Genomic DNA, 26,788 nt, shown 5'->3' on the forward strand with positions numbered 1-26,788 from the left:
TCTAAAACTCAATCTCTAAATTCTCAATCTCAATGGCAATCTGCTTTAAAAATCTGGTAGCCATTCCACCATCTAAGGCTTGATGATCGTATGTTAAACTCAGTCCCATGTAAGGCACAAATCCATAAACCCCACCCCCAATATCTGCCGGACGTGGAACAATAGTATTTACACCTAATATGGCAACCTGAGGTAAATTTATAACCGGAGTAAACATTTCAACACCGTAATTTCCAAGGTTTGAAACGGTAAATGATGCAGCCTCTGAAGACAATAATTCAGGATCAATACTTCCCTTTCGACATGACTCTGCAATTTCTTTAAACTGTCGGGATAAACCTGAAATCGATAAATCATCCGCATTTTTAATAACCGGAACCATTAATCCTCGATCTGTATCAACTGCCAATCCTAAATGAACTTTATTGAAATACTTAACACTATCACCTAAGAAGTGGGCATTTGCATCAGGGAATTTTTGTAAAGCTTTAATTACTGCAAAACAAACCATATCATTAATCGTGATATTTGCAGCTCCTTCTTTGGCTTTCACCAGTTTTCTCAACTCCATAATTCTCCGGGCATCAGCTCCTAAATGGTGTGTTAACTGAGCTGAATTTTGCAAGGATGCATGCATTGCTTTAGCAATCAACTTTCTGATATTAGGTAACTTTTTAATCTCATAATCATCTGCATAAACCGGATTTACAGAAGTAAGATCTGTCGCTCTAACCGATCCTCCTAATCCTGTTCCCTGTTCTGCTACAGCTAAACCTTCCTGCTTCATTACTTCCTTAGCTAATGGAGTAACTTTTGGTTTAGACGCAAGGTATGCTTCAATATCTCTTTCTATAATCCTATTTTCTGGTCCAGTACCTACAATACTCTGATATATTACACCCTTTTCTGTGGCAAGCCTTTTTGCTCTTGGTGATATTTTAACCTCTGCATCAGAAACAACTTCCTGTAGTTGAACTTCAGCAACTGGTTCTTCTTCAGTTACCATTGAAACATCTGCTTCAACAGTATTAGATATATCTGTAGTTTCTGAGGAGGCTCCTCCTGGTCTAAATTCATCAATACTTTCTCCTGGATTTCCAATTACCGCAATATTTTGCAATACAGGAACCTCATCTCCCTCTTCACAGAAAACCGCTAAAAGAATTCCATCTTCAGCAGCTTCTTCTTCAAAAGATGCTTTGTCTGTTTCGTAGGCAAATAGAATATCACCTTTTTTTACTTCATCTCCTACCCGCTTAAACCATTCGGTAAAAATGCAGGATTCAACGGACTGCCCTTGACGGGGCATTATAACAACTGTAGCCATAGAAAAATTATTTTACATCAAACTTATATATTTCAACTTGTAATTACAAGTTGAAAGTTTATTTTTTTAATAAAAATTTTCTTAACTGCTAGTTTTCTTTACTTTACATACTTTTAAAATAAATTTATTGTATTTACATGTAATAGCGCTTGTAATTACATGTATTTATTAATAGATTTATATCTGGAATACCAACAGTATAGAAATAGATGAGTTTCCTCTATAGTTTTTTAAGGAAACATGGAGAGACAGAACAAATCATTCAAAAAGTAGTTGATTGAAATTCTTAAATGATATTTTTATTACTTTTGAGCCATCCTCAATTTAATTTATCTAACAATTCATGTGTGTTTACAACATAACATGCATGAATACATCGGGAGGAAATCAATGAATACAGATAAGAAACCGCAACATACAATAGTTTACGAAACGCTGAGAAAGCATATTTCTGAAGGAATATATGCTGTTGGCGATCTTTTGCCTTCTGAAAATGATTTATGCGCCACCTATGGGGTAACACGTCCTACCATTAGAAAAGCACTTGACAAATTAGTAAACGATGGTTTTATCATTAAAAGAAAAGGGAAAGGAAGTATTGTTAAAGGAACTCCTAAAGGTGTTGGCATCCTTTCTCTGGGAGGTACAACCTCTGCCTTAGGCAGCGAAAATCTTACTACAAAAATTCTTATCAAACCCGAAATCAGACCGTTTGAAAGCGCATTTTCTTTTGATATATCTGATCATGAAAAGGAATTTGGTTGCATTTATATGGAAAGGCTTAGACTAATAAATAACGATCCTGTATTTTATGACATCACTGTTATTCCAAACATAAATCTCCCCAGGTTTACTTCTCATAACTTTGAAAATAAGTCATTGTTTAACATCCTTAGAGAAAGTTACCAACTCGAGGTTACTGGCGGAGAACAAAAGATTCAGGCTATACTGGCCACAGAAAAAATACAGGACTACTTCAACGTAAGTAAAGATCAACCCATTATTCAGCTAGACAGAAAAATGGACACAAGCAGACCTAATTTTTCGTTTTACAGCCAGGTTTTTTGTAATGCTGACAAGTATGCTTTAATAGGTACTTTTTAACACTAACAATATTTTTTACTCAAGAGCAAAAACACATTAAGAACACATCGTACTTTATTTACAAAAACACAAAAGCAGTCATTCTAATATATAATTTGATTAATGATTCTATTTAAGCTATTAAATTAAATCATATATCAGTATATTAGTATAACTATATATATCAAACACCTTTAAATGAAGTTCGTAAGTAAACTCTTAAAATATTTCTCAAACCCAAGAAACAATGATTCCATTAATCCGGATAATCTGCATCTTGAAAGCCATACTGTGTTTAAGAACCTCATTGACAATCCTCTCATTGGTCTTTATATTATACAGGACAATCGATTTAAATTTGTAAGTAAAGGATGGTGTAACATCAACGGCTATACTCCAGAGGAAGTGATAGACAAAATCATCCCTTTAGATATTGTTGTACCAGAAGACAAGGATAAAGTAAGAAGTAACATAAACAAAAGATTCTCAGGCGAATTACCTTTTATAGAATATTCCTTTAGAACCATTATTAAAGGCGGCTACATAAAAACAGTTAAAGCCATTGGTAATCGTATTATTTACAAGGGAAAACCAGCCATTACCGGCACAATTTTGGATATTTCTGAACAAAGCGAAATTGAACAAAGACTAAAAGAAAGCGAAGAAAAATACCGTAGTCTGATAGAAAACTCATTGGTTGGTGTATATATTATTCAAGACCACAAACTTAAATATGCTAATAACCAATTTTGCAGAATTTTTGGATATAAACCAGAGGAATTATTAGGAAAAATTTCTCCCAACGAAATGGTTCATGATGATGACAAGGAATACGTTAAAAAAAATATAGAAAAACGAATTGCTGGTAAAGATAATTCTCTGAAGTATGAGTTTAAAGGAATCAGGAAAGATGGCAAAATATTAAATTTAAGAGTTTTAGGTAACAGAATGAACTATCAAAAACGTCCTGCTATCATGGGTGTTTTGATAGATACTACAGAACTTATCGAAACAGAAAATGCACTTAAAGAAAGCGAACATTTATTTAGGTTACTACTTGAATCCACTCCCTATCCGATCACTGTTATTGACGACAAGATGAAGCACATTGTTGTTAATGATGCTTTTTGTAAATCATTTAAACTAACTAAAGAGGAAACCATAGGCAAAGATCCTTTCGAATTAAATGTTATACCACCCAGGGAAACGCTTGACTACGTTGAAAAAGAAATACGTAGTAAAGGTAAAATAGACAACTTAGAAATTACACTTAACATACAAGATATCGAAGAAAAAGAATTTCTTTATTCCTGTCTTCGATTTAAATTAAAAGATGAATACCTAAGATTGAATGCTTTTATTGATATTACAGAAAGAAATGCGATTAAAAATGAATTAATTCAACATAAAGAAAACCTTGAAAAGCTGGTACAACAGCGAACTGCCGAGCTGGATAAAAGTAATGAAGAATTAAAACATATCAACAGTCAGCTTGAAAATCAAAAAATTAATTTAGAAAAAACACTTAAAAACCTGCATTCTACGCAGGAGCAGTTAATTCAATCAGAAAAAATGGCATCTCTGGGACTTCTTTCTGCAGGTATTGCTCATGAAATTAACAATCCTCTCAACTTTATTCATGGAGGAAGCATTGCCCTTGAAAATTATTTTGAGGAAAAACCGGAATGTAACGATAATGAAGTTGAAACCTACTTGAACGCTATTAAAGAAGGGGTAAAAAGAACCAGCGACATAGTGACCAGCTTAAACCATTACAGCAGAAACAATGAAAATGACAAAGATAGTTGTAACGTTAACAAAATCATAAATAATTGTTTGGCCATATTAAAAACACAAATTTCAAATAAAGTTTCGATAAAAAAGGATTTAAAACAAAATATACCGTATATAAGTGGAAATGAAGGGAAATTACATCAGGCATTTTTAAATATCATATATAACGCTATTCAAGCATTACAATCTTCTGAGGGTACAATATCTATTGCATCATGGTTTGATGACAAAAATATATTTATTAAAATTGCAGATACGGGTATTGGAATTCCTAAAAATATCATTAACAATGTTTTTGATCCATTCTTTACAACAAAAGAACCTGGCAAAGGCACTGGCTTAGGATTATCAATAACATACAATATTATTAAAGAACACCAGGGAGAAATAACAATAAACTCCAAGGAAAACGAATGGACTGAAATCAGTGTTGTATTTCCAATAATAAAATAAATAATGGCAGACGAAAATAATACTTTACTATACGTTGATGACGAGTCAATTAACCTAATGTTATTTGACAAACTATTTAGCAAAAATTATAATGTAATTACAGCTGAATCAGGCTTTAAGGCTTTAGATTTAATGCAAAAACATCCTGAAATAAAGCTAATATTCAGCGATATGAAAATGCCTGAAATGAATGGCATAGAATTTATAAAAAAAGCACAGCAACAATACTCCGACAAATGTTATTATATTATTTCAGGATATGAAATTAATGATGAAATAGATGAGGCTTTAACCAAGGGTTTAATTTCCGACTATTTTAAAAAGCCCTTCAATATGGTTGAATTAAACAATGCAATTCAGAAGAATCTGGAACAATAACAAAACTCAACTACTCTATCTATCTTAGATAAACAATTAATAAAAAAAAAAGATACACCCCATAACTACCTTGTAATTACAGAATGTATCTTTAAATCTATACTTATCTATTTCTTTAATTCTATTTACTAACCTCCAAAGTTATTGAATCCAATAATGGAGATGACAACTTAACAATCATCGGTTTAGTACTATCAATATGCTTTGCATAAATCAACAGCTGCCCGTGAATACAACGTTGTTTGTTATCCTGGTAATTTAAAGCAACATCATTGGATGCATTTTCTAATCCTAATAAAGTTCCACCTTCAACATTACATGTAATTTCATTATCTGCCATTACTACTTGTTTACCATCTTTGTCGAGAACTTTTACTACAATTTGTCTTACATCATCATCAGAGGATTCTAAAACCTGCGCTGAAAGCTTAACAGGGTATGAATTTGTAATAACAGAATCAGAAACTACTTCCTCCTTTTTATTGTATGCCACCACTTTTAATTCCCCGGATTCATAATTAACATCCCAGTAAATAATGCCAGTTTCATCATCATAGGGTTTGCGCGTTCCTAGAAGCTTTCCATTTAAATACAATTCAGCTTCTTCGCAATTAGTATAACAAGCTACCCTTACTTTTTCATTTTCAGAATAATTCCAAACTTTGGGTGCATCCATTGATAGCCAATCTCCATGTGGTTTATAAGTCCCCACATACACCATAGGACTTTCAAGCCACAGCGACTGACGAAAATAACCTCGTGGCTTAATATTTCCGGCAAGGTCAATTAAACCAGTAGTAAAACCTCTGGACGGCCAAGGTCCAGACTCCCCAAGATAATCAAAACCTGTCCACAAAAACTGACCAAAAATAAAATCCTTATCTCTTACTGCATGCCAGGCAGGTAAATCATGTCTGTTTTCGCTACCATACAATACTCTTCCAGGATATTTTTCATGATCCATATCGTATTTGTATTCTGTATAGTTATAACCAACAACATCTAAAACAAAAGGATATTCCGTAAAATTAGACATTACTGCACCAGCTAAAGCTGCAGTAACCGGTCTTGAGGTATCCACCTCTTTAACTACGGCAACCAATTCTTTAGCAATTTCTCCTAAACGCTTTGCATTAGGATGATCTTGTAAATACTTGCGGATATGTTGCTGACCAATTCCCTCTTTTTCTAAAATAGGATGTGTATACGGGTCATTAGGATAATCCACCTCATTACCGATACTCCACATAATGATAGAAGGATGATTACGATCTCTCAATACCTGATCCTTCAAATCCCTTTCACTCCACTCTCTAAAATATTGTGAAGTTCCCTGATGACCAGGTGTGCCACGATTCCATCCCTCAATCCACTTATTCTTTGGATATTCCCACTCATCAAAAGCCTCATCCATTACTAAAAAACCAAGCTCATCGCATAACTCATACAAATGCGTTGCTTGCGGATTATGACTTGTTCTTATGGCATTACAACCTAAACTTTTTAATTGCTGCAAGCGAGTCCTCCAAACTGATTTATACACTGCAGCACCTAAAACTCCAGCATCATGATGTAAACACACGCCTTTAAGCTTCATATTCACTCCATTCAAAGAAAATCCTTTATCTGCATCAAAGTCAATTGTTCTGATACCTATCTTTGTTTCACTTTGATCCAGAATTTTAGAACCTTTTAAAACTGATGTTTTTAAAGTATATAAATAGGGAGTTTTTACGCTCCAAAGTTTTGGTGATTTCAACTGAAAAGATTGTGTAACTTCAGTCTTTGTATTTGCATTAGCAGAAGTATTTTTTGAAGTTGATGCTACCCTATTTCCTGATGCATCATAAAGTTCCTGAACTACTTTTACTGATGATGTATTTGTACTATTATTTATTGTTGTATTAGTCTCTACTATAGCCTGATTACCCTTTACATTAGCCTGATATGCAACGCCCCATTGATTAATATGAATTGGATTAGCATAAACCAAATATACATCCCTATAAATGCCTGAACCTGTATACCAACGTGAATCGGCATCCTGACTGTGATCAACTCTTACTGCAATAGAATTTTCTTCGCCCCATTTAATATATGGAGTTAATTCATACATAAAAGAGATATAACCATTTGGGCGCTTTCCCAACCATTTCCCATTTATAAAAACCTCACTATTATTATATACCCCTTCAAAATACACATACACTTTTTCGCCTTTTTTAGCTTCAGGTATGGTTATGTTTTTTCGGTACCAGGCAATTCCTCCAGGTAAAAATCCAGTACAACTAGCTAACTCAGGACTGGCATTTTGCTTTACACTCCAATCGTGCGGAACATCAACTGTACTCCACTTGCTACAGTCCATTGTTTCTCTACCACCATATTTAACATCTCCCAAATGAAAAAACCACTGTTCGTTAATCAAGTGCCTTTCGCCAAATCCCTGCCCATTGGCTGAAATATTTAACGCGAAAATTACTGCAAAAACAAAAAATAAACGATGAATCATATTTGATTTATTAGACACAAAGAACAACTTTCTCTGCTGATTATTAATTTAACTTTAAAAGTGCAAAATAAGTATTCCTGCTAAAAAACACCGGTTAAAAATCCGTCATATACCACCAATAAATTGTTCAAACACTACTATTTTTAGTTTAAACATTACACATCTTGGAAACTCAATAAAAAAGAGAAAATTCATAAGTTAAATGGGAATAATTTAAGTTAGTCTGATTTTTAAATCATCATTTATGAGTTTGTGTTTTTAAATGACTAGTAAAAAAAAATCACAACTATGTGTTATACCTCTCAAATAACTTATTTTTATTAATCTTTTAATTTTCTTGTCACAAAACATCTCAATAACCAGACTAATAAAACAAAGACTGAACATTGAATAATTTTGATCACATATACAAACACAACTACCCTAAATTATATCGGGTCGCCATCAAGATGTTATTACATCATGATGAAGCAAAAGATATCCTACAGGAAGTTTTTATGTATTACTATCAAAAAACAAATAGTGGTTATAAAATAGAATATCCAACAAGCTGGTTGTATCGTGCTACTTTAAATAAGTGTATGGATCTGAATAAATGCAATCAAAAAACTGTATCCATTGAAGATCACGAAAACAATAAATCTATGTTGGACGAAAATCTTGCAGAACGTAGTTTTCAGGAACAGGTAATTCAAAAAGCCTTATCCGCTCTCTGTGATTCAGAAAAGGAACTGGCCATATTATACAGTGAAGGATTAAGTTATAAGGAGATGGCTGAGATTACAGGAATTAAATATAGCTCTATTGGAAAAACACTATCCCGCACATTGAAAAAGTTAAATGGGATACTTAAAAAGATGAAGTATGAAATGTATTGAGGAAGAAGCTATTCAAAAATATATAGATTGGGAAACATCGAAAGAAGAATCAATAAATATTGAATCTCATATAGCAACATGTAATGACTGCAAACAAAAATATCTTGAACAAAAACAGATATGCAATGACTTTACACATTCATTAAATGCGCTGTATGATCAAAAAACAGAAGTCCCTGAATTTAAATATCCTGAATCACCGAAAAGATCTTTAAAATCAACATATAAGAAATTGGTTTATACCATTTCTGCAGCATCAATTATTGCATTTACCTATTTCTATTCAATTAATACAAATACTGGCCAAATTGAAAATATGTATCTGAATAGTTATGATGAAGTTTTTGATGCTAATAAATCTATTGATCAACAAGGTATCATGATCACCATTACTGATTCTGATGGTCATACCACAGAGTTTAATTTAAACTAAACTTAAAACATCATGCAACAAAGAATTATATATACAGCAATCCTTTTATTTTTCATACAACTCACTAATGCACAATCATTAGTGGATATTTATAAAAAAGGCACAGTAAAACTTATTCCGGATACGGAATATGCAAATAACAACGATTGGAATGAAGTATTTAAAACGTATTATGATACGATTTACAACAAACCGATGGGCGATCGCAAATCAATTATTATGATGCCCAATGGTTCGCTAATTATAAATCATGCCTATCGTAATTTTTATAGCAAGTTTGATGTTAACGGAAACTTTATTGAAGAATTTGGTATTACCGATAGCTCTGGAAAAAGGTTTAAAAAGGCCAATAACATAGTTGGTGTCATCAACAATAACTTTTTCACCGGGCTAGATAATATGGGTGTTATGCAATGCATGGATTTTGATGGTCATTACAAAAAGAAACTTGTTTTAGATTACATGACACGTGATATGATTCCTGTGTCAGATCATAAAATTGCTGTTGTTGGCTGGGTTATCTGGAAAACTAAATTCAGAGACTTTGTAGCGATTGTTGATTATAATACCAATGAGCAAAAAGTAATTTGGGAAAAATTTACAGACAGATGTGAAAGCAATAATCACTGTGATTTATTTAACTATAGATACACGTTTAAAAAAGGAGGATCTTTCAGTATGAACACAATGCCTTTCACTAAAAATATAGGTATGAGTTCTCCTCCTAAAATAGCGTGTGTTAACAATCAAATCATTGTTGCTATTCCAACCACAGGAGAAATATTTACCTACAGCATAGATGGTAAACTATTAAATTCAGATAAAATCACATGGGCAACCAATTACATTTCCGTTGAAGAGCAAAAAGAAATCCAGCAAAAAGCTATTGACAAGTGTCTGAATACCCATCTGGTTCCCTGGATATCGGAAGAAGAAGGAAAAATAGCCAGAGAAACCCTGCTTAATATGATGAAAGAAGATCTATCTAAAATCAAAGATCCAATTCCAATTCCGGTATTCTCTCATATTATTAAGGACTCAGATGAAAACCTGCTATTTTTTGAAATTCCTAAAGAGGAAGGTATGAATAAATTTAATGTATGGATATATAAAAACGATGGCAAGTTTGTTTGTCAAAGCAGCTTTCAATGCGATGATTATGAACTCAATATCAATCCTTCAAAAATGGTTTTCTATAAAGGATATATTTACGCACTACAAAAACTCAAAAACACAAACGGAAACCCATTACGACTTGTCCGGTTTAAAATAGCTGGTAATTAACCAGATTTTTATTATAGTTTCTTTGTTAACAGAGCATTTGATTTTCAGATGCTCTTTTTTATGTTTTAATTCAAAATAAGGATAAATGTTGTTTTTTCAGGAACGGAATGAACCTTTAACGTTCCACCATGTAAACGCATAATTTGTTTTGAAAGACTCAATCCAATACCACTGCCATCTTCTTTTGTTGTAAAAAACGGAACAAAGATTTCATTCATGACATTCTCAGGAATTTCTGGTCCATTATTTTGAATAGCTATTTCTGTTTGTCCTTTTCCGTTTACTTTGCTTTCGATAGTAATCTGAGGATTTTGCACTTCCTGCAATGCCTCAAATCCATTTTTAATAATATTTATAACAACCTGTGCCAGGAGCTTTTCATCTGCGTCAATCAACATTTCTTCATCTTCAACATGTAACCTAATGTCAACATCATTTCCGTATGATCCGGCTCGGCTTAAGATGATATTATTCTCAAGAAAAGACTTTATCTTAAAGGCCTTTTTATTTGGTTTAGGCAGGCGAGTCAGCTTTCGGTATATATCAACAAATCGAATTAAACCTTCTCCCTGATTATTTATAACAGCAAGTCCCCTGATGGTTGCTTCAATCATATCCTCATCCAAATCTTCTTTGCGAACCGGCTTTCCCTCATTTGTAAAGAAACCGGATAAACTTTGAGATAAAGAAGTTATAGGTGCAATACCGTTCATAATTTCGTGTGTAAGCACCCTGATTAATTTTAACCACGAATCCAGTTCTTTTTCGTCTAACTGCTGATCAATATCCTGAATGGTTAATAACATTAATTGCTGATGTTTGCTATAAAAAGGCATGGATTTTATTAGAAGCGTTTGCTTATGTTCTACTCCCTGGGACTGAAACATAAATTGCTCCTGAGATTTCATCTGCAGTATTTGCTCTGCAATTTTAGCATTAAATTTATCCAGTTGCTTCATATGTGTAAGCTGCGATAAACCTAATAGTTCCTTTACACTACTATTAGCATGTACCACAAAGCCTTTTTCATCATAGCTTAAAACTCCAATATTTATATGCTCTATAAGTGCATGAAAGTATTGATCCCGTTGCTGATTTTCAACAATAGATTTTTTAATCTTTTCATTAATCCGCCCCATATTGGAATTTAACCGACTCAATATTGGATCCTGCTGTTTACTATTGGTATTCAGACTAAAATCATCATTCAAAATAGCTTCAAAAAAATAATTGATGTGTTCATGAATCTTATTCTGAAAGAAAATAACATTTACAAATAATATAATTGTAACAACAACCAATACGATGGTTAATACCGGATGAAAATTAGAAATACTCCACACACACAGCCCACTCATAAGAACCAGAAGAATCAGGCGAAGGACCATTTTTAGTTGATATCGTTTAATCATAGAATATTATTTTTGGTTTTAGGGTTAATGGTTACTTGGTAAACCTATTAGTTCTCTGTCTTCAGCCCTCCGTCAACTGAAGACTGAAGACTGAAGACTGGAGACTGAGGACTGAATAACCTTGAGTATTATTTTATCCCAAACTTTTTCATTTTATTGTACAAGGTTTGTCTTGTAATTCCCAATTCATCGGCTGCAGCACTCACATTACCCGGATTTTTATCCAAAGCCTGATTAATTAAATTTTGCTCCATATCTTCGAGCTTCAGTGACTGGGGATCTGTATTAGTGCGCCCATTAGGACGTAAGAAGAAATCATCAGGTTTTAAAACACTACTATCACTTAAAATAACCGCTTTTTCTATACTATGCTCTAATTCCCTGATATTACCCGGCCAATGATAATCCAACAGTTTTTCCTGAGCCTTATGGTTAATTTTTAAGTTTGCTTTATCGTATTTATGACCATACTTTTTCAAAAAGAAATCTGCCAACACCAATATATCTTCACCTCTATCTCTTAAAGGGGGAATTTCAATCTGAATGGTATTAATACGGTATAACAAATCCTCACGAAACAAACTATCTGCAACCATCTGATCCAGATTTTTATTGGTAGCACTAACCAACCTAATGTTTATAGGGATCGGTTTATTACTTCCTAAACGGGTAATTTCTCTGCTCTGCAATGCCACAAGAAGTTTGGCTTGCAAGGGAAACGAAAGGTTTCCAATTTCATCTAAAAACAAGGTACCATTATTGGCCACTTCAAATTTACCAACACGATCTTCTTTGGCATCGGTAAAAGCTCCTTTGGCATGACCAAACAACTCGCTTTCGAACAAAGTTTCTGTAATGGCCCCCATATCTACACTCACCATCATTTCATGATGACGTTTCGATAAGCGATGAATTTCCCGGGCTATCAACTCCTTCCCTGTTCCATTTTCGCCAGTAATTAAAACATTGGTATCTGTTTTAGCCACCTTACGAACCATATTCAGCACATTCATAATTTGTGGAGAATTACCAATGATGAGTTTGTCTTCCTTATTAAATGCCTTTTTTAATTCTTTCTCCTTAAGCTTTAATGAGTTTACTTCCTGCTTTGAAATAGTTAATTGCATGGCAGACTCAATGGTAGCCAACAACTTGGCATTATCCCAAGGTTTTAAAATAAAATCTGTTGCACCTTTTTTAAGCGCATTAACAGCCAATTCAACGTCACCATAGGCTGTTATCATCACAACCGAAGTTTCAGGATGATGTTCTTTGATATAATTTAGCCAATATAAACCTTCGTTACCGGTGTTTAATCCGGCTTTAAAATTCATATCCAGCAAAACGAGTTGAAAATCATTTTCGTTAAAAACAGAAGTAATCAGGTTGGGATTTGATACACATTTTATTTTATAGTGCTTCATCAATAGTATTTCAAGAGCACTTAAAATACTTTTATTATCGTCAACGATTAAGATATTTCCTCTTTTATTCATAGTATTAGGATTTTCTCAAATTTAAAGTAATGGAATTAACTAAAAAAGGATGTGTAAAAAATTTATACATTTTATTGTAAACTTTTTTTACACCGCTCATATCTCAATTTAAGCTAATCACCTAACAACCAAATAATACCACTCTTTGGCACAATATCAGTAATAAAGAATTACAGAATATAACTTTTAAAGTTGATGGTATTACCTACAAACTTTAAATAAATAATTAAACAAACATTATAACAACATAACTTATGGACAGAGTAATAGAGCATAAGAAAGGTATCAAACGTAAACATATATATTGGGCTATTGGAGCCATAGTAATGTGCTTTTTACTTTTCAATATGTTATTTGCATCCAACCTATCTGTTTACAGAATTGATAAGGAAAAAGTAACCATAAACGAAGTGAAATATAGTCAGTTTAATGATTTTATAACGGTTACCGGTAAGGTTGAACCTATTTCTACCATTTTTTTGGATGCCATTGAAAGCGGTCGTGTAGTGGAACGATACATTGAAGAGGGTGCCATGGTAAAAAAGGGCGATATCATTCTAAAACTGGAGAATAATCAACTATATCAAACCATATTAAACAGCGAGGCTGCCTTAGCCGAAAAAGAAAACTACCTGCGTAGTACTCAAATAAGCTTTGAATCGGAATTGGTATCCTCAAAACGTAATTTACTGGATAACGAATTTCAGTTGAAAAGATCTAAAAGGAAATATGAACAATACAAAGGATTTTATAAAGACGGATTAGTTGCCAAAGAAGAATATCTGCGTGCTGAAGAAGACTACGAATACCAGCAAAAATTGATGGATATAAACTACCTGAAGGCTAAAAATGACTCCTTAATACGCCTTACTTCCATGAAGACTTTAGAACAGGATTTGGAAAAAATGCGCAAGAACTTATCACTCGTATACGAACGTTTAGAACATCTGAATGTAAAGGCTCCGGTTGATGGTCAGTTAGGAATGCTGGATGCCGAACTTGGACAGTCCATTGGACAAGGAACCAGAATAGGAATGATCAATGTGCTCACCAATTACAAAGTCAATGCTTCTATTGATGAGCACTACATCGATAGAGTTGAAAGAGAGTTAACCGGTACCTTTGAAAGAAACCAGGATTCGTATCAACTCCATATTAAAAAGGTATATCCCGAAGTTAGAAATGGCAAATTTGACATTGATTTAGTTTTTGACGGTCAAAAACCAGAAAACATCAGAACCGGACAAAGCTACCATATAAAACTTAAGCTAGGCGAATCGAACAAAGCCATACTAATCAACAGAGGAAGCTTTTTTCAAACAACAGGAGGACAATGGATATATGTACTGAACGATAACGAAACAGAAGCCACAAAACGCTTCATCAAAATAGGAAAACAAAATCCACAATATTATGAAGTTATAGAAGGTCTCGAGCCCGGCGAAAAAGTCATCACCTCAAGCTATGATGTTTTTGGGGATAATGAGAAAATAATACTTAGGTAAAAAGGAAAAGGGAAAAGGGAACAAGGAGAAAGGAAAAAGGAGAAAGGAGAAAGGAAAAGAAAATTAGATTAAACGTAAAAGTGTATTTTTATAATCTAAACTTGAAAACTATGAGTAAAATTGAAAAATTTGAAGATTTAATTGTATGGCAAAATGCAGTAAATCTAAGTACTAAAATATATAGTACACTAAATAATTGTAAAGACTTCTCCTTTAGAGATCAAATTTGCAGGGCATCAGTCTCTGTTCCTTCAAATATTGCCGAGGGCTTTGAAAGACAATATAATAAAGAGTTTATTCAATTTCTTTTTATAGCTAAAGGTTCTGCTGGTGAAATCAGAACGCAAATTCTAATTGGTAAAAACCTTGGTTATATATCTGAAGATAATTACGAATTGCTTCATCAGGAAATACTCAAAATCTCGAGTCAATTATATAAACTAATTAAAATAAGAAAGAACAATTTTTAATCCATGAAGGTGATTATTTGGGTGTAGGGTATTACTTGTTCCCTTCTCCTTTCTCCCTTCTGCAATACTATTGCTATGATCAAAACAGAAAAATTAACAAAAATCTTTCGCACTGAAGAGATAGAAACCAGTGCTTTAAACAATGTAAACCTTCATGTTGAAAAAGGTGAATTTGTGGCTATTATGGGTCCTTCGGGATGTGGTAAATCGACTTTGCTGAATATTGTTGGATTGCTGGATAACCCTTCTGGTGGCAATTACTATTTCGACGGACAGGAAGTGGGACATTTGAAGGAAAAAAACAGAACGCAGCTTCGTAAAGGTAATATTGGTTTTGTATTTCAAAGCTTTAACCTGATTGATGAACTAAACGTGTACGAAAATGTGGAGCTGCCACTTATCTATTTAAAGTACAAAGCTAAGGAGCGCAAGCAAATGGTTGAAAGTGTATTGGAAAGAATGAAAATCAGTCACCGCCGCAAACACTTTCCTCAGCAATTATCCGGTGGTCAGCAACAACGTGTTGCCATTGCCAGAGCTGTGGTAGCAAATCCAAAACTGATATTGGCCGATGAGCCAACTGGTAACCTGGATTCTAAAAACGGACTTGAGGTAATGAACCTGCTTACAGAATTAAATAAAGAAGGAACCACCATTGTAATGGTAACGCACTCTTTACATGATTCTGAGTTTGCGCATAGAGTAGTTAATTTATTTGACGGAGCAGTATTAACAGAAGAAGTTAAAAAACAGTTGGGAGAAGTACTTGTGTAAAGAACAAGGAACAGGAAACACGGAACAAGGAGAAGGGAGAAAGGAGAAAGGAAAAGGGAGAAAGGAATGTAAAATCCTATAAACTCCAGAGGAATAATCCATTTATCAATCATTAATTGTAAACACCATTCATCATGTTTATCAAACGTTTATTCAAGTCGATTTTAAAGTATAAAACCTCTTCAATCTTAACATTGTTAAGTCTGGTTATCTCATTCCTGGGCATTATTATTTTAAGTCTTTATGTAAGTTATGAAAAGAGCTTTGATCAGTTTCATGAAAACAAAGACAATATTTATGTTTTAAAAACCAGAATGTATGATTATAACTTACCTGAGGTTTTAAAGGAAGTCATTGATAAAAACCTGCCTGAGGTAGAAAAATCACTTGTTTTAAAGTTTTATGGTGAAAACAGGGTTACAACACCTCAATTAAAAGCAACCAAAACTTTTTTTGATGCGCAGAGTATGATGGCTTCTGCAGATTTTTTTAATGTATTTAGCTTTAAACTATTACAAGGCGAAAAAGATAAAGTACTTAAAAATCCCAATACGGCTGTTATTACGCAAACGCTGGCAACAAAACTATATGGAGATAAACCTGCTATTGGGGAAATAATGACCATCAATGCAAAAGAATTCACCATTACCGGTATAATGGAGGATTTCCCTCAAACCAGTTCTTTTTCCACCGACTGCCTGACTTCCTATGCAACCTATACACAAAAAAATCTGTCTTTAGAGGATAGATACAGTGAATGGTCATTTCAAATTGTGCTGCAATTAAAAGATAACGTAGACGGCAACGATGTAGCAAGAAAAATTGAAACTATTCCTGATTTAGTGGAGACCTTTAAATATTTTAAATCAAAATATGGTGATGAAGATATTTTCGTTGTAAAATCATATAATGACCTTCATTATGATATAAGCAACACGTATATTAAAACGGTAAATCCTATAATTTTAAAAGTACTGGTTATACTAGCCATTGTATTAGCAGTTATGGGAATGGTGAACTTCATTAACTTTTCAACCTCTCAGGCCCCGCTTCGTTCTAAAGCGCTATCTGTAACTCGTGTTTTGGGTAGTAACCGTTTCTCTTCTATGCTGCAGATTATAGCCGAAGCTTTAACCATATCGCTTATCGCACTTATGATTTCTCTGGCTATTTATTACGAAGTTTATTCTGGTATTGAATCCTTATTTAATATTGAGGGACTGGCTCTTAATGGCAGGTATTATTTCATATTCATATTTATAGCATTTGCCATTGTATTTGGAATCGTCTCAGGCATATATCCGGCACGTTATATCTCGTCTCCTCCCCTATCTCAGGCTATTAAAGGTACTGGATATTTTAAAGGAAAAGGAAAGTTACTTCGTAATGTTTTAGTGACACTACAGTTTGTATTTACAATTGCACTATTGTCGTCATCATTAATGATTGAAAAGCAATTAAACTTCTGGAATAAATTTGATTTGGGACTTGACAAGGAGAATGTTGTTTTCCTTCATACCACCAGCAAAATAGAAAATCATGCAGAAGCGTTTGCTCAGGAGCTTTTGAAAGACACCGCTATTGTTGACTATACTTATACTCAATTTATTCCCGGACAGGTAGCTATGGGTTGGGGACGTGAAATTAATGGTCAGTATGTACAATTAAAAGCATGGCCGGTGGATGACCGATTTATAGATTTCTTTAATATTGAGATAGATGAAGGAAGAGCTTTTCAAAAAGAATCGGAAGCTGATATTAATAGTTTTATATTTAACCGGAAAGCCATTAATGACTTTGGCTGGACTAATCCATTGGAAATGAATTATCCTGGCTTTGACTTTGAAGGACCCATTGTTGGTATAGCAAAAGACTTTCATTTTTCTTCTTTAAAAGAAGATATTCAACCCATGCTGTTTTGGCGTACAGATACACGAAAAAATGAACTATTACTAAGAGTAAAACCGGCCAATTACACCCAACTTTTTAATAGAATAAAAGCAAAAGCCAAAGAGTTTGACCCTGAGAATAATTTTGAAGTTCAGTTTTTAGATGATTCACTAAATGAATTATATGCCAAAGAGAAAAACACTGCCCGCTTTATTGAATTTGTTTCTCTTTGGTGTATGTTACTTGCTATAACAGGTGTGTTAGGATTAGTTGTTTTTATTTCGCGCGACAGGGTTAAAGAAATTGGCATACGTAAAGTAAATGGAGCTCAAACTGCAGAAGTTGTATTCCTTATTAACAAAGATTTTATAAAGTGGATTGCCATTGCCTTTATTATTGCAACACCCATTGCCTGGATTGCCCTGAATAACTGGCTTCAGGATTTTGCCTACAAAACAGAAATGAGCTGGTGGATTTTTGCATTATCTGGAGTCATATCTCTATTAATAGCCATGATAACCATTACCTGGCAAAGCTGGCGGGCTGCTACACGTAATCCGGTGGAAGCGTTGAGATACGAGTAAAGGCTAATTAACAATTATTTGTTCATAGAACCTGCAACCCACTATCAAATGGAAGCTTAAAGCTAATAGTTAGCATACTATCATAATATTTAATTAAAACTTATCCATCCGAACGTCAATCAAAATATAATTATCTACAGTTATGACCCCAAACAATTTGAAAATTGCATACAGAACTATACTTAAAAGTAAAACCATAACAAGCCTAAACATTATTGGATTATCTATTGGAATAGCAGTTAGTAGTATTTTATTTTTATTCACCTACCTTGAATTTACTAAAAACGAAGATCAAAAAAATATTGATACAAAATATGTAATTGTAGATGCAAATGATGGAAATGCTACATCAATTCCTATCAGAATGTTGAATGCATTAAAAACTGAGATTCCAGAAATTAGTACAGCGAGTTGTTTTAATGAAGAATGGTCGCCACAGGTATTTGTTAAAAACAATGATAACAGCTACAAAATCAACAAACTTTTAGTAGCAAGCGAAAATTTTTTAAGTACTACTGATTTACCTGTTGTACAAGGCAATGCAAACCAATCTTTAGCCTCTGCAAATAAAATAGTATTAACAGAATCGCTTGCCAAAAAGATTTTTGGTAATGTAAATGTAATTGGAAAAACTATAGAATATAATTCTACCTATTTGCAGAATCAAATACTCGAAGTAGGTGCAGTCATTCAAATACCAAATAATTCTTCATGGAACTTTGAAGCTATAATTCCTATTAATCTTAATATGAAAATTGATTGGTATAAAAACCTATATGAATCTTGGGAAACATATAATTATAGCGCCATTTGCTCCATAAATCCCAATGCGGACATTCATAAAATTCAGGAAAAATTAGCAAACATTAGCGATGATGTAATACCTTCTGATATTTATGAGGGAATTAAATATCAAGTATACCCTTTAAAAAATGCTTATTTTAATATTCCGAAGTTTGATGGTATGGATCACGGTGATATTTATAGCACATACATTATTTTAATTGTTGCAATACTTATTTTACTTTTAGCTTGTGCTAATTTCATTAATTTAAATACAGCTCTTCGTCAAAGAAACTTCAAAAATTACAATATTATTAAAAGCCTTGGTAGTAATAAAAATAACCTTATTTCCTTACTAATAACAGAGAATTTTTTACAAGTATTTGCAGCAATTATATCTTCTGTAATAATATTCAACTATCTGTTTTATTTTATGGAGAAGTTTATAGACAATTCAATTAGTTTATCCAGTATTTTTTCGATTAAGGTTTTATTAATTTTAGTTTTACTACTTCTTACAACTATATTGATAACATCTATTCTTCCTGTTTTCTCCATAAGTAAAACCTTAAACAGAACGAAAAATAAAATTCAGAAACGAACCATAAGCCATAGTTTAATTATAGGTCAATTCATAATTTCAATAGTTCTGATTTCATCCATTATTATCATTTTTAAACAAAATAATCTAATATTAAATCAGGATCCGGGCTTTACAAAAGACCAAATTATATATGCAACCACAAATAATGATATTCAAAACAACTTCCAGAGTTTTAAAGCTAAACTACAGCAAATACCAGAAATAAGTGACTTTACGTTTTCTTCTGAACCCTTTGGAAATATTACCAATAATTGGGGTACTACTATTGAAATAAACGGACAGGAAAAAGAGTTTGATTTTGCAATGCTAAAAATATCTCCAAATTTCTTTAATTTTTTTAATATTCCATTAGAACACGGAATTCAATTAAATAATTTATCCCATCAAAATCAGGATATTATAATTAATAAAAAAGCTGTTGAGAAATATCAAATTACGGATTTACTAAATTCCAGAGTTAATATTGATGACAACCCTGAGCACGGTAAGATCATTGGACAAGTACATAATTTTAATATGAATTCTTTTCATGTTCCTATTAAATCATCAGCATTTATGAGCTGTAAGGATATTGATGACATTATCTATTTAAAATTAAATACAAAAAGTAGCAAACAAATTAACCAGTTACTAACCAAACTTAATAACATATGGACAGATATTAGTCCAAATTTCCCTTTTGACTATAAGTTTCTGGATAAATCATGGGAAGCTTTATATCAAAAAGATTTAATGTTTCAAAAAATGATATTATTTGCCACACTTATGTCCATATTACTGTCGTGTTTAGGTTTAATTTCATTAACCTCGCTTGTCTTGGAAAATAAAACAAAAGAAATAGGAATTAGAAAGGTTAATGGCGCCAAAACAAATGAAATAATGCTCTTGCTAAATAATAGTTTCGTAAAATGGATTGTAATTGCATTTTTAATTGCTACACCTATATCTTTTTTTGCCATGCAAAAGTGGCTACAAAACTTTGCGTATAAAACAGAATTAAGCTGGTGGGTATTTATGCTTGCAGGCCTATTATCCCTTGCAATAACATTATTAACAGTAAGTCTGCAAAGCTGGCGGGCTGCGACAAGAAATCCGGTGGAAGCGTTGAGATACGAGTAGGAGTTAATTAATGATGCGAATCAATAATTGAAAAAAAGAACAACACAGAGACACCGAAGTCACAGAGGCTATTGCATATATAACTCATATAAATGGCAAAAATTAGAAACAGCGAAGTAATCAAACACCATTATTATGAAATTACAAAGAGAGGTTCACAGAGGTAAATCCTTGCTGATTTAATGAATTCTGTTAAAAAACACAGTGTTTATGTGCCTCTGTATTCATTTTAAACACTTGATTGATATACTTACACATTACTCATCACTAATTAACCCAAGTTATGATTCATTTCAAAGAAATAATACGATCTGCAATTCGTAATAAAACCATTTCAATAATCAGTATATCCGGAATGTCAATAGCTATTTCAATAGTGTTACTAATTGGATTCTGGAGTATCAATGAATTTAGTTATGATTCTTTTCATAAAGATGCTGATCAGATTTACAGATTATGTTTAGACGGAATTATTAACGACAAACCAACAAAAATAGGTGGTACATTTAAACAAGCCGGTCCTTTACTACAATCTAAAATACCTGAAATAGAAGCTTTAAGTCAGGTCCACACCCTGGAGAAAGGCTTTGTTACAACTCAGTCTTCATCCGGTAATGAAGAAGGTATTATAACCACCGATATATCTTTCTTTAATTTCTTTACCTATCTTATTTTATTAGGAAACAGTTCTGAATGTTTAAACAGTTCGGATAAAATAGTTATCGATGAAGAAATGGCTCTAAAATATTTTCCTAATAAAGATGCTATTGGTAATATCATAAACGTGTTTAATAAAGATTATCAGGTATCAGCTATTATGAAAAACATGCCTGAAAACTCACATCTACAGGCACACTTTATTATTTCGTTTGAAGGAATAAAAGGTTCAGAAGGCGAGAATAGTGGTAGTAGCGACGGGTATATGAACTACCTTAAGATATCTGAAAACAGCGATTTAAAAGAGCTTACTCAAAAAGTAAACTTCGCTATGAATGAGGAATATCCATTTTACAAGGAAATGGGAATTACGGAATTCCTGCAACCTCTAAAAGATATCCATTTCTCATCTGATATTCGTTTTGACTTTGTTTCAAAAGGAGACAAAAGAATAACCATCATATTTCTTTCTCTGGCGGCACTAATCCTTATAATTGCATCATTTAATTTTATCAACTTAAGCATTTCTACTTCTTTTTTAAAGGCTAAGTCCATTGGCATAAAAAAAATTAATGGTTGCTCTAAAACTACTTTATTTCTGAATGCTTATTTAGAAACCGGGCTACATATTTTTCTTGCATTTGTTATTGGCATCATAATATCAGCGGCATTTCTTCCTTACTTTGGTTATCTGTCAGGAACTTCCTTTGATATTGATTTTTCCAACTATAAAATATATCTGTATTCAGCAATACTATTTATAGCACTAACCCTAATTACGGGAACCATTCCTTTTGTTTATATTTTAAGGTTTAATCCGGAATCTATTATACGAAATAAGCTAAAATCTAAAGGTATATCACCTGTTCAACATGCATTGGTAATTGTTCAGTTTGCAGCATCTATTATTTTACTTATTGCATCAGGTATTATTCAAAAGCAGATATATTATTTACAACATAAAGATTTAGGCTTTGATAAGGAACACATTGTATATTTTGAATCAAATAGTATGGCAGCTAATTATAAAGCTGCAACCCAACAACTAAAAGAAGAGGCGGATATCATCGATGTTACTTCTGTAATTAATTTGCCTTGCCAATGGAATAGTGGTGATATGATTTCTATTCCTGACGATTCAACTCAAAACGCTGTATTAATGGAAATAGTTGATATACAGCCTAACTATTTTCAAATGCTGAAGATCCCGGTTATTTTAGGAGAAAATCCATTTTTAACTAATAACGATGCATCCTTATGTTTGCTGAATGAAACTGCAGTTAAACGTTTGAATTTAAAAGATCCTATAGGAAAACAGGTCTGCCAATATGATTTACATTTTACCATTGCTGGAGTTGTAAAGGATGTAAACACCAAATCGCTCCATAATCTGGTTGATCCTCAAATTTTTCTATTAAACAGATATGCAGAAAGTAACACCTGCTTTTTGGTTAAAATTTCCAACAATAATAAAGAAGCAATCCAATCCATTGAAAAAGTATGGAATCAATATAATCCCGATGAAGTTTTTACCTATCACTTTTTGGATAGTAAATACGATGAACTCTACCAGACTGAAAATACGGCTTCAAAAATTATTGCAATAGGAATGGTCATAGCAATATTCCTGGCTTTTATGGGATTATATTCTATCACTTATTATTCAACAGAAAGAAGGATTAAAGAAATTGGTATCAGAAAAGTAAATGGTGCTAAAACAAGCGAAGTGATGCTTCTATTAAATACAAGCTTTGTAAAATGGATTATAATAGCATTTATTATTTCTGCCCCCATTGCCTACTACGCCATGCACAAATGGCTCGAAAACTTTGCTTACAAAACATCCCTCAGCTGGTGGATTTTTGCTGGTGCAGGTGCATTTGCTTTTGTTGTGGCCATGACAACAGTGAGTTTTCATACCTACAAAGCAGCAACCAGTAATCCGGTAAAGGCTTTGCGATATGAGTAGGAGATAATTAATAATGGGTAATGAGTAATGAAAAATGAAAAATGAAAAATGAAAAATTTAACTAAGCCATGGGAGAAAAAGATAACATCATATTAACTAAGTCATACAACTTGCCGTAAGAATTGTAAAAATGTATCAACATCTATCTTCTGACAAAAAAGAATATATATTAAGCAAACAAGTCTTAAGAAGCGGAACTTCAATCGGAGCTAATATTGAAGAAGCTATTGGAGGTATTTCTAAAGCCGATTTTAAGGCAAAAATGAGTATCGCTTATAAAGAGGCACGTGAAACTGACTATTGGCTAAGGTTATTAAAGGATACAGATTACCTAAATGTTGAAGCTTTTAATTCTATTAGAGCAGATGTTTCAGAATTGCTAAAATTACTCTATTCTATAATCAAATCTTGCGATAAAAAATAAAATTACTCATTACTCATTGTTAATTACTAGTTAACAAACGCCATGTGGAACCTCACTAGGCCTGATTAAAATACTTTTTTTTGCTAATGAAGTCGATTTTTTTGCGTGTGGATAAAATAAATTGAAAATTATATTGATAAAACAATAAAATGAAATACTAAAATAACCTTGTGGAGCATCGGTAAGTCTGATTAAGATCGTTATTTTGCCCGTGAAGTTGATTTTTTTACGTGTGGAGTAAAAAAATTAAAAAAGGATTTGATAAAACAGTCAAAAGATCCGATAAAATTGCTGTGTGGAGCCTCACTAGGCCTGATTAAGATACTTTTTTTGCTGATGAAGACAATTTTTTTGCGTATGGAGAAAAAAATTGATAAAAAGAATTGATAAAACAGTCAAATGAACCAATAAATTCGTTGTGTGGAGCCTCACTAGGCCTGATTAAGAAACTTTTTTTGCTGATGAAGACAATTTTTTTGCGTGTGGAGAAAAAAATTGATAAAAAGAATTGATAAAACAGTCAAATGAACCGCTAAAATCGTTGTGTGGAGGGTCACTATTCCTGATTAAGAAACTTTTTTTGCTGATGAAGTCGATTTTTTTGCTGCGGGAAAGGTCATTATTGCTGATTATTTACATAAAATACCCTGATGGGAGGGTAAAATTGCTGAGTGACACCCTAAAATCAATGATTGAATAGATTATTTTGCTGCGGGAATGGCAGATAGTGCTGATGGAGGGGTCATACATGCCGCGGGACCAGTAAATACAAGGCTTGTGAAATTTATACTGGGAAGTATTGAATAAACTGTGTCAATTACAATTACAACTTCAAGCTAAACTCTGAATCCCATTACCAAAACATCATCAACCTGCTCTTCGCTGCCTTTCCACTGCATAAAATATTCTTGTAGTTCTTTTTCCTGATTTTTCATTAATGGATCTTGCGATACAGCTAAAATCAATTCCTTAAATCTTTTGGTATTTAGTTTTTTCCCCTTCTCTCCTCCAAACTGATCGGCAAAACCATCCGTAAACTGATATACCATATCGCCCTCTTCCAATATGACATGGTTATTTTTAAATTCATACAGCACCTCACTTGGCTCTACTCCTTTTCTATCTGCTTTTATAACAAATAAGGCTCTTCCCTGCATTTGAATATCAGGTTGCTGTAATGCATCATTTACAAGTAATGGATTATCCGAGTGCCTTACTATATAAAAAGGGTTTTTAGCTCCGGCATATGTAATAGACAAATTTTCTTTATTAAAAACGCAAACCGAAATATCCATACCATCATTAACACCCCTGTTATGTGCTTTTAAAAAGTAAGAGTTTATCACTAGCTGAAGGTGTTCTAATATTAAATTAGGTTTCAAATAACTACGTTCTTTAATAGCACTCTTTATTCCTCCATAGCCAATCATTGAAAGTACAGCACCCGGTACCCCATGTCCGGTGCAATCAGCTGCTGTAATAATATAATGTCCCTCCAATTCTTCAATCCAGTAAAAATCTCCACTAACAATATCTTTAGGTAAATACAACACAAAACTGTTTTCAAAAAAGCCTTTTACCTGTTCTGGTGAAGGGAGCATTGTTGATTGAATGGTTTTGGTATAATAGATACTATCCATTATTTGCTTATTCTTTGCCTCTATAAATTTCTTCTGGCGACTAATCTTAAGTCTTTTATCCCTGAGCTTTTCATTTTGTGTATGTATTCTACGATAGGCCCTAATAATGAAAACAATTAATGCCACAACAATCATAATACTACCTATCAATATATTGATAGATCTGTTTATTGTGGATCGAAAGTCTGCTTCAGGAACCAACATCACTACATAAAACAACTTCTCCTCATCTTCTGAAACAATTGGCTGAAAACCTACCCACCAATCTCTTCCATCTACTTCTATTTCAAATGGTTTATGACTATAATCTAATTCCCTCCATGCATTTATCCCCATATTAAGGGATGCAATACCCAGTTTACTAACATTACCCATGGTATATTTAGCAATAGAATCTTCTTCATCAAATTGCTCCTTATCCGGGAACCCAATTACACTTAAACTATCGGCAGTTACTATAAATGCATAACTATGGGGTGTTAATTGAATAGAGCGGGATATGTTATTAAAATCTTTTAGCAGAATATCATAAGCTGAAACAATCGTATCTCCATTTTCAGCCATAAAATAGGTGGCTGCGGTTATACCGTGTTGTCTGATTGAATAGAATTGATATGGCTTAGTCCAGAAAACATCCTTTGGATTTTGAGTTACAGCTCCTTTATACCATGGACGAATACGTGGATCATAAATTATCGTGTCGGACTTTGAGTAAATTCTTGTACGCTCAATTTGACAATGTTCTTTCCATGTATAAAAAGTTCGCTCATATTGATTTTCATGAATTTTAGTAATCCTGTTAACAAGTTCACCATCTCTTTTATGAATCCAATAGGTACTCCCCTGAGTGTTGGCCAAAACAATATTGGTAACCGATTCCAGATAATTAAGAATTGGCCCATATACCCGGTTATTATCTTTAACATTCAAGATATCATCAGCCGTTTTATAATTTAAGTCTGTTGTACTTAACACCAATCTATTAACATCATTGATGTAATTTTGAACGATATCTCTAACCTCTAAACTGGTTTCGTTAATAAAGGAAACTGACAAATCATCCACGGATTGATTTAGATCATATACCAACCATGCAGACAATCCAATTACAATTGGAATAAAATATGCGAATAAGATTTTTGACGATAATATCCTGGGCGGTTTGGACGTAATCTTACTGGAAATCTGTTTATTATAACTCATATCTTTGCCTATAAGCATGCTCATTAATACTTATCAATTAAACCTGCTAGTGAACTAATCTTTTAATCCATAAAAACAGACCAAAAGTATACAGTTCCTCTATTTTATACAATCCT

18 protein-coding genes are annotated in these 26,788 nt (G+C 33.0%); 13 read left to right on the plus strand and 5 right to left on the minus strand.

Annotated features, from left to right (window positions below):
- Window position 1 precedes the first annotated feature (1 nt).
- Window positions 2–1,327 carry a dihydrolipoamide acetyltransferase family protein gene (locus OM075_RS09010; RefSeq protein WP_301190170.1) on the minus strand — a complete coding sequence of 442 codons (1,326 nt, stop codon included), beginning with the start codon at window positions 1,325–1,327 and terminating at the stop codon, window positions 2–4.
- A gap of 390 nt (window positions 1,328–1,717) precedes the next feature.
- Here OM075_RS09010 and OM075_RS09015 point away from each other — a divergent pair, with 390 nt between their 5' ends.
- The 3 genes from OM075_RS09015 (at window position 1,718) to OM075_RS09025 (ending at window position 5,035) form a co-directional block, all read left to right on the plus strand.
- A complete protein-coding gene (locus OM075_RS09015; RefSeq protein ID WP_301190171.1) occupies window positions 1,718–2,431 on the plus strand; it encodes a GntR family transcriptional regulator in 714 nt (237 codons plus the stop codon).
- Window positions 2,432–2,608: 177 nt separating this feature from the next.
- Window positions 2,609–4,657 (plus strand): PAS domain S-box protein, encoded by a 2,049-nt coding sequence (locus OM075_RS09020; RefSeq protein WP_301190172.1) that lies wholly within the window; start codon window positions 2,609–2,611, stop codon window positions 4,655–4,657.
- A gap of 3 nt (window positions 4,658–4,660) precedes the next feature.
- The gene (locus OM075_RS09025) at window positions 4,661–5,035 is read left to right on the plus strand and encodes a response regulator (RefSeq protein WP_301190173.1); all 375 of its coding nucleotides are present in this window, start codon (window positions 4,661–4,663) and stop codon (window positions 5,033–5,035) included.
- A gap of 121 nt (window positions 5,036–5,156) precedes the next feature.
- On the opposite strand, the gene OM075_RS09030 is transcribed toward OM075_RS09025, so the two are convergent.
- Window positions 5,157–7,547, minus strand: coding sequence for a glycoside hydrolase family 2 TIM barrel-domain containing protein (locus OM075_RS09030; protein ID WP_301190174.1), 2,391 nt, complete (start codon window positions 7,545–7,547; stop codon window positions 5,157–5,159).
- Window positions 7,548–7,933: 386 nt separating this feature from the next.
- Here OM075_RS09030 and OM075_RS09035 point away from each other — a divergent pair, with 386 nt between their 5' ends.
- From OM075_RS09035 to OM075_RS09045, 3 genes are read left to right on the plus strand one after another with little or no spacing between them, the layout of a single operon-like run.
- Window positions 7,934–8,425, plus strand: a complete 492-nt coding sequence (locus OM075_RS09035) for an RNA polymerase sigma factor (RefSeq protein ID WP_301190175.1) — start codon at window positions 7,934–7,936, stop codon at window positions 8,423–8,425.
- On the plus strand, window positions 8,412–8,858 hold the full coding sequence (locus OM075_RS09040; protein ID WP_301190176.1) for an anti-sigma factor family protein: 447 nt from the start codon (window positions 8,412–8,414) through the stop codon (window positions 8,856–8,858). Before OM075_RS09035 ends, OM075_RS09040 begins: the two co-directional genes overlap by 14 nt.
- Window positions 8,859–8,870: 12 nt before the next feature.
- The gene (locus OM075_RS09045) at window positions 8,871–10,142 is read left to right on the plus strand and encodes a hypothetical protein (RefSeq protein WP_301190177.1); all 1,272 of its coding nucleotides are present in this window, start codon (window positions 8,871–8,873) and stop codon (window positions 10,140–10,142) included.
- 65 nt (window positions 10,143–10,207) lie between these two features.
- Here OM075_RS09045 and OM075_RS09050 read toward each other — a convergent pair whose 3' ends face one another.
- Window positions 10,208–11,554 carry a sensor histidine kinase gene (locus tag OM075_RS09050; RefSeq protein ID WP_301190178.1) on the minus strand — a complete coding sequence of 449 codons (1,347 nt, stop codon included), beginning with the start codon at window positions 11,552–11,554 and terminating at the stop codon, window positions 10,208–10,210.
- Between the two features lie 128 nt (window positions 11,555–11,682).
- Window positions 11,683–13,050, minus strand: coding sequence for a sigma-54-dependent transcriptional regulator (locus OM075_RS09055; protein WP_301190179.1), 1,368 nt, complete (start codon window positions 13,048–13,050; stop codon window positions 11,683–11,685).
- Between the two features lie 254 nt (window positions 13,051–13,304).
- On the opposite strand from OM075_RS09055, the gene OM075_RS09060 reads away from it, so the two are divergent.
- The 7 genes from OM075_RS09060 (at window position 13,305) to OM075_RS09090 (ending at window position 23,829) form a co-directional block, all read left to right on the plus strand.
- On the plus strand, window positions 13,305–14,555 hold the full coding sequence (locus OM075_RS09060; protein WP_301190180.1) for an efflux RND transporter periplasmic adaptor subunit: 1,251 nt from the start codon (window positions 13,305–13,307) through the stop codon (window positions 14,553–14,555).
- 110 nt (window positions 14,556–14,665) lie between these two features.
- Window positions 14,666–15,025, plus strand: coding sequence for a four helix bundle protein (locus OM075_RS09065; protein ID WP_301190181.1), 360 nt, complete (start codon window positions 14,666–14,668; stop codon window positions 15,023–15,025).
- A gap of 75 nt (window positions 15,026–15,100) precedes the next feature.
- On the plus strand, window positions 15,101–15,799 hold the full coding sequence (locus OM075_RS09070; RefSeq protein WP_301190182.1) for an ABC transporter ATP-binding protein: 699 nt from the start codon (window positions 15,101–15,103) through the stop codon (window positions 15,797–15,799).
- 134 nt (window positions 15,800–15,933) lie between these two features.
- A complete protein-coding gene (locus OM075_RS09075) occupies window positions 15,934–18,273 on the plus strand; it encodes an ABC transporter permease (protein WP_301190183.1) in 2,340 nt (779 codons plus the stop codon).
- A 142-nt stretch (window positions 18,274–18,415) separates the two neighbouring features.
- Window positions 18,416–20,779 (plus strand): ABC transporter permease, encoded by a 2,364-nt coding sequence (locus OM075_RS09080; RefSeq protein WP_301190184.1) that lies wholly within the window; start codon window positions 18,416–18,418, stop codon window positions 20,777–20,779.
- Window positions 20,780–21,062: 283 nt separating this feature from the next.
- Window positions 21,063–23,405 (plus strand): ABC transporter permease, encoded by a 2,343-nt coding sequence (locus tag OM075_RS09085; protein ID WP_301190185.1) that lies wholly within the window; start codon window positions 21,063–21,065, stop codon window positions 23,403–23,405.
- Window positions 23,406–23,508: 103 nt separating this feature from the next.
- A complete protein-coding gene (locus tag OM075_RS09090) occupies window positions 23,509–23,829 on the plus strand; it encodes a four helix bundle protein (RefSeq protein WP_301190199.1) in 321 nt (106 codons plus the stop codon).
- A gap of 836 nt (window positions 23,830–24,665) precedes the next feature.
- Here OM075_RS09090 and OM075_RS09095 read toward each other — a convergent pair.
- Complete coding sequence (locus OM075_RS09095) at window positions 24,666–26,672, minus strand: SpoIIE family protein phosphatase (protein WP_301190186.1); 2,007 nt, start codon at window positions 26,670–26,672, stop codon at window positions 24,666–24,668.
- Window positions 26,673–26,788 lie beyond the last annotated feature (116 nt).

The sequence above is a fragment of the Plebeiibacterium sediminum genome, from assembly GCF_026013605.1.
Lineage (GTDB): Bacteria > Bacteroidota > Bacteroidia > Bacteroidales > Marinilabiliaceae > Saccharicrinis > Saccharicrinis sediminus.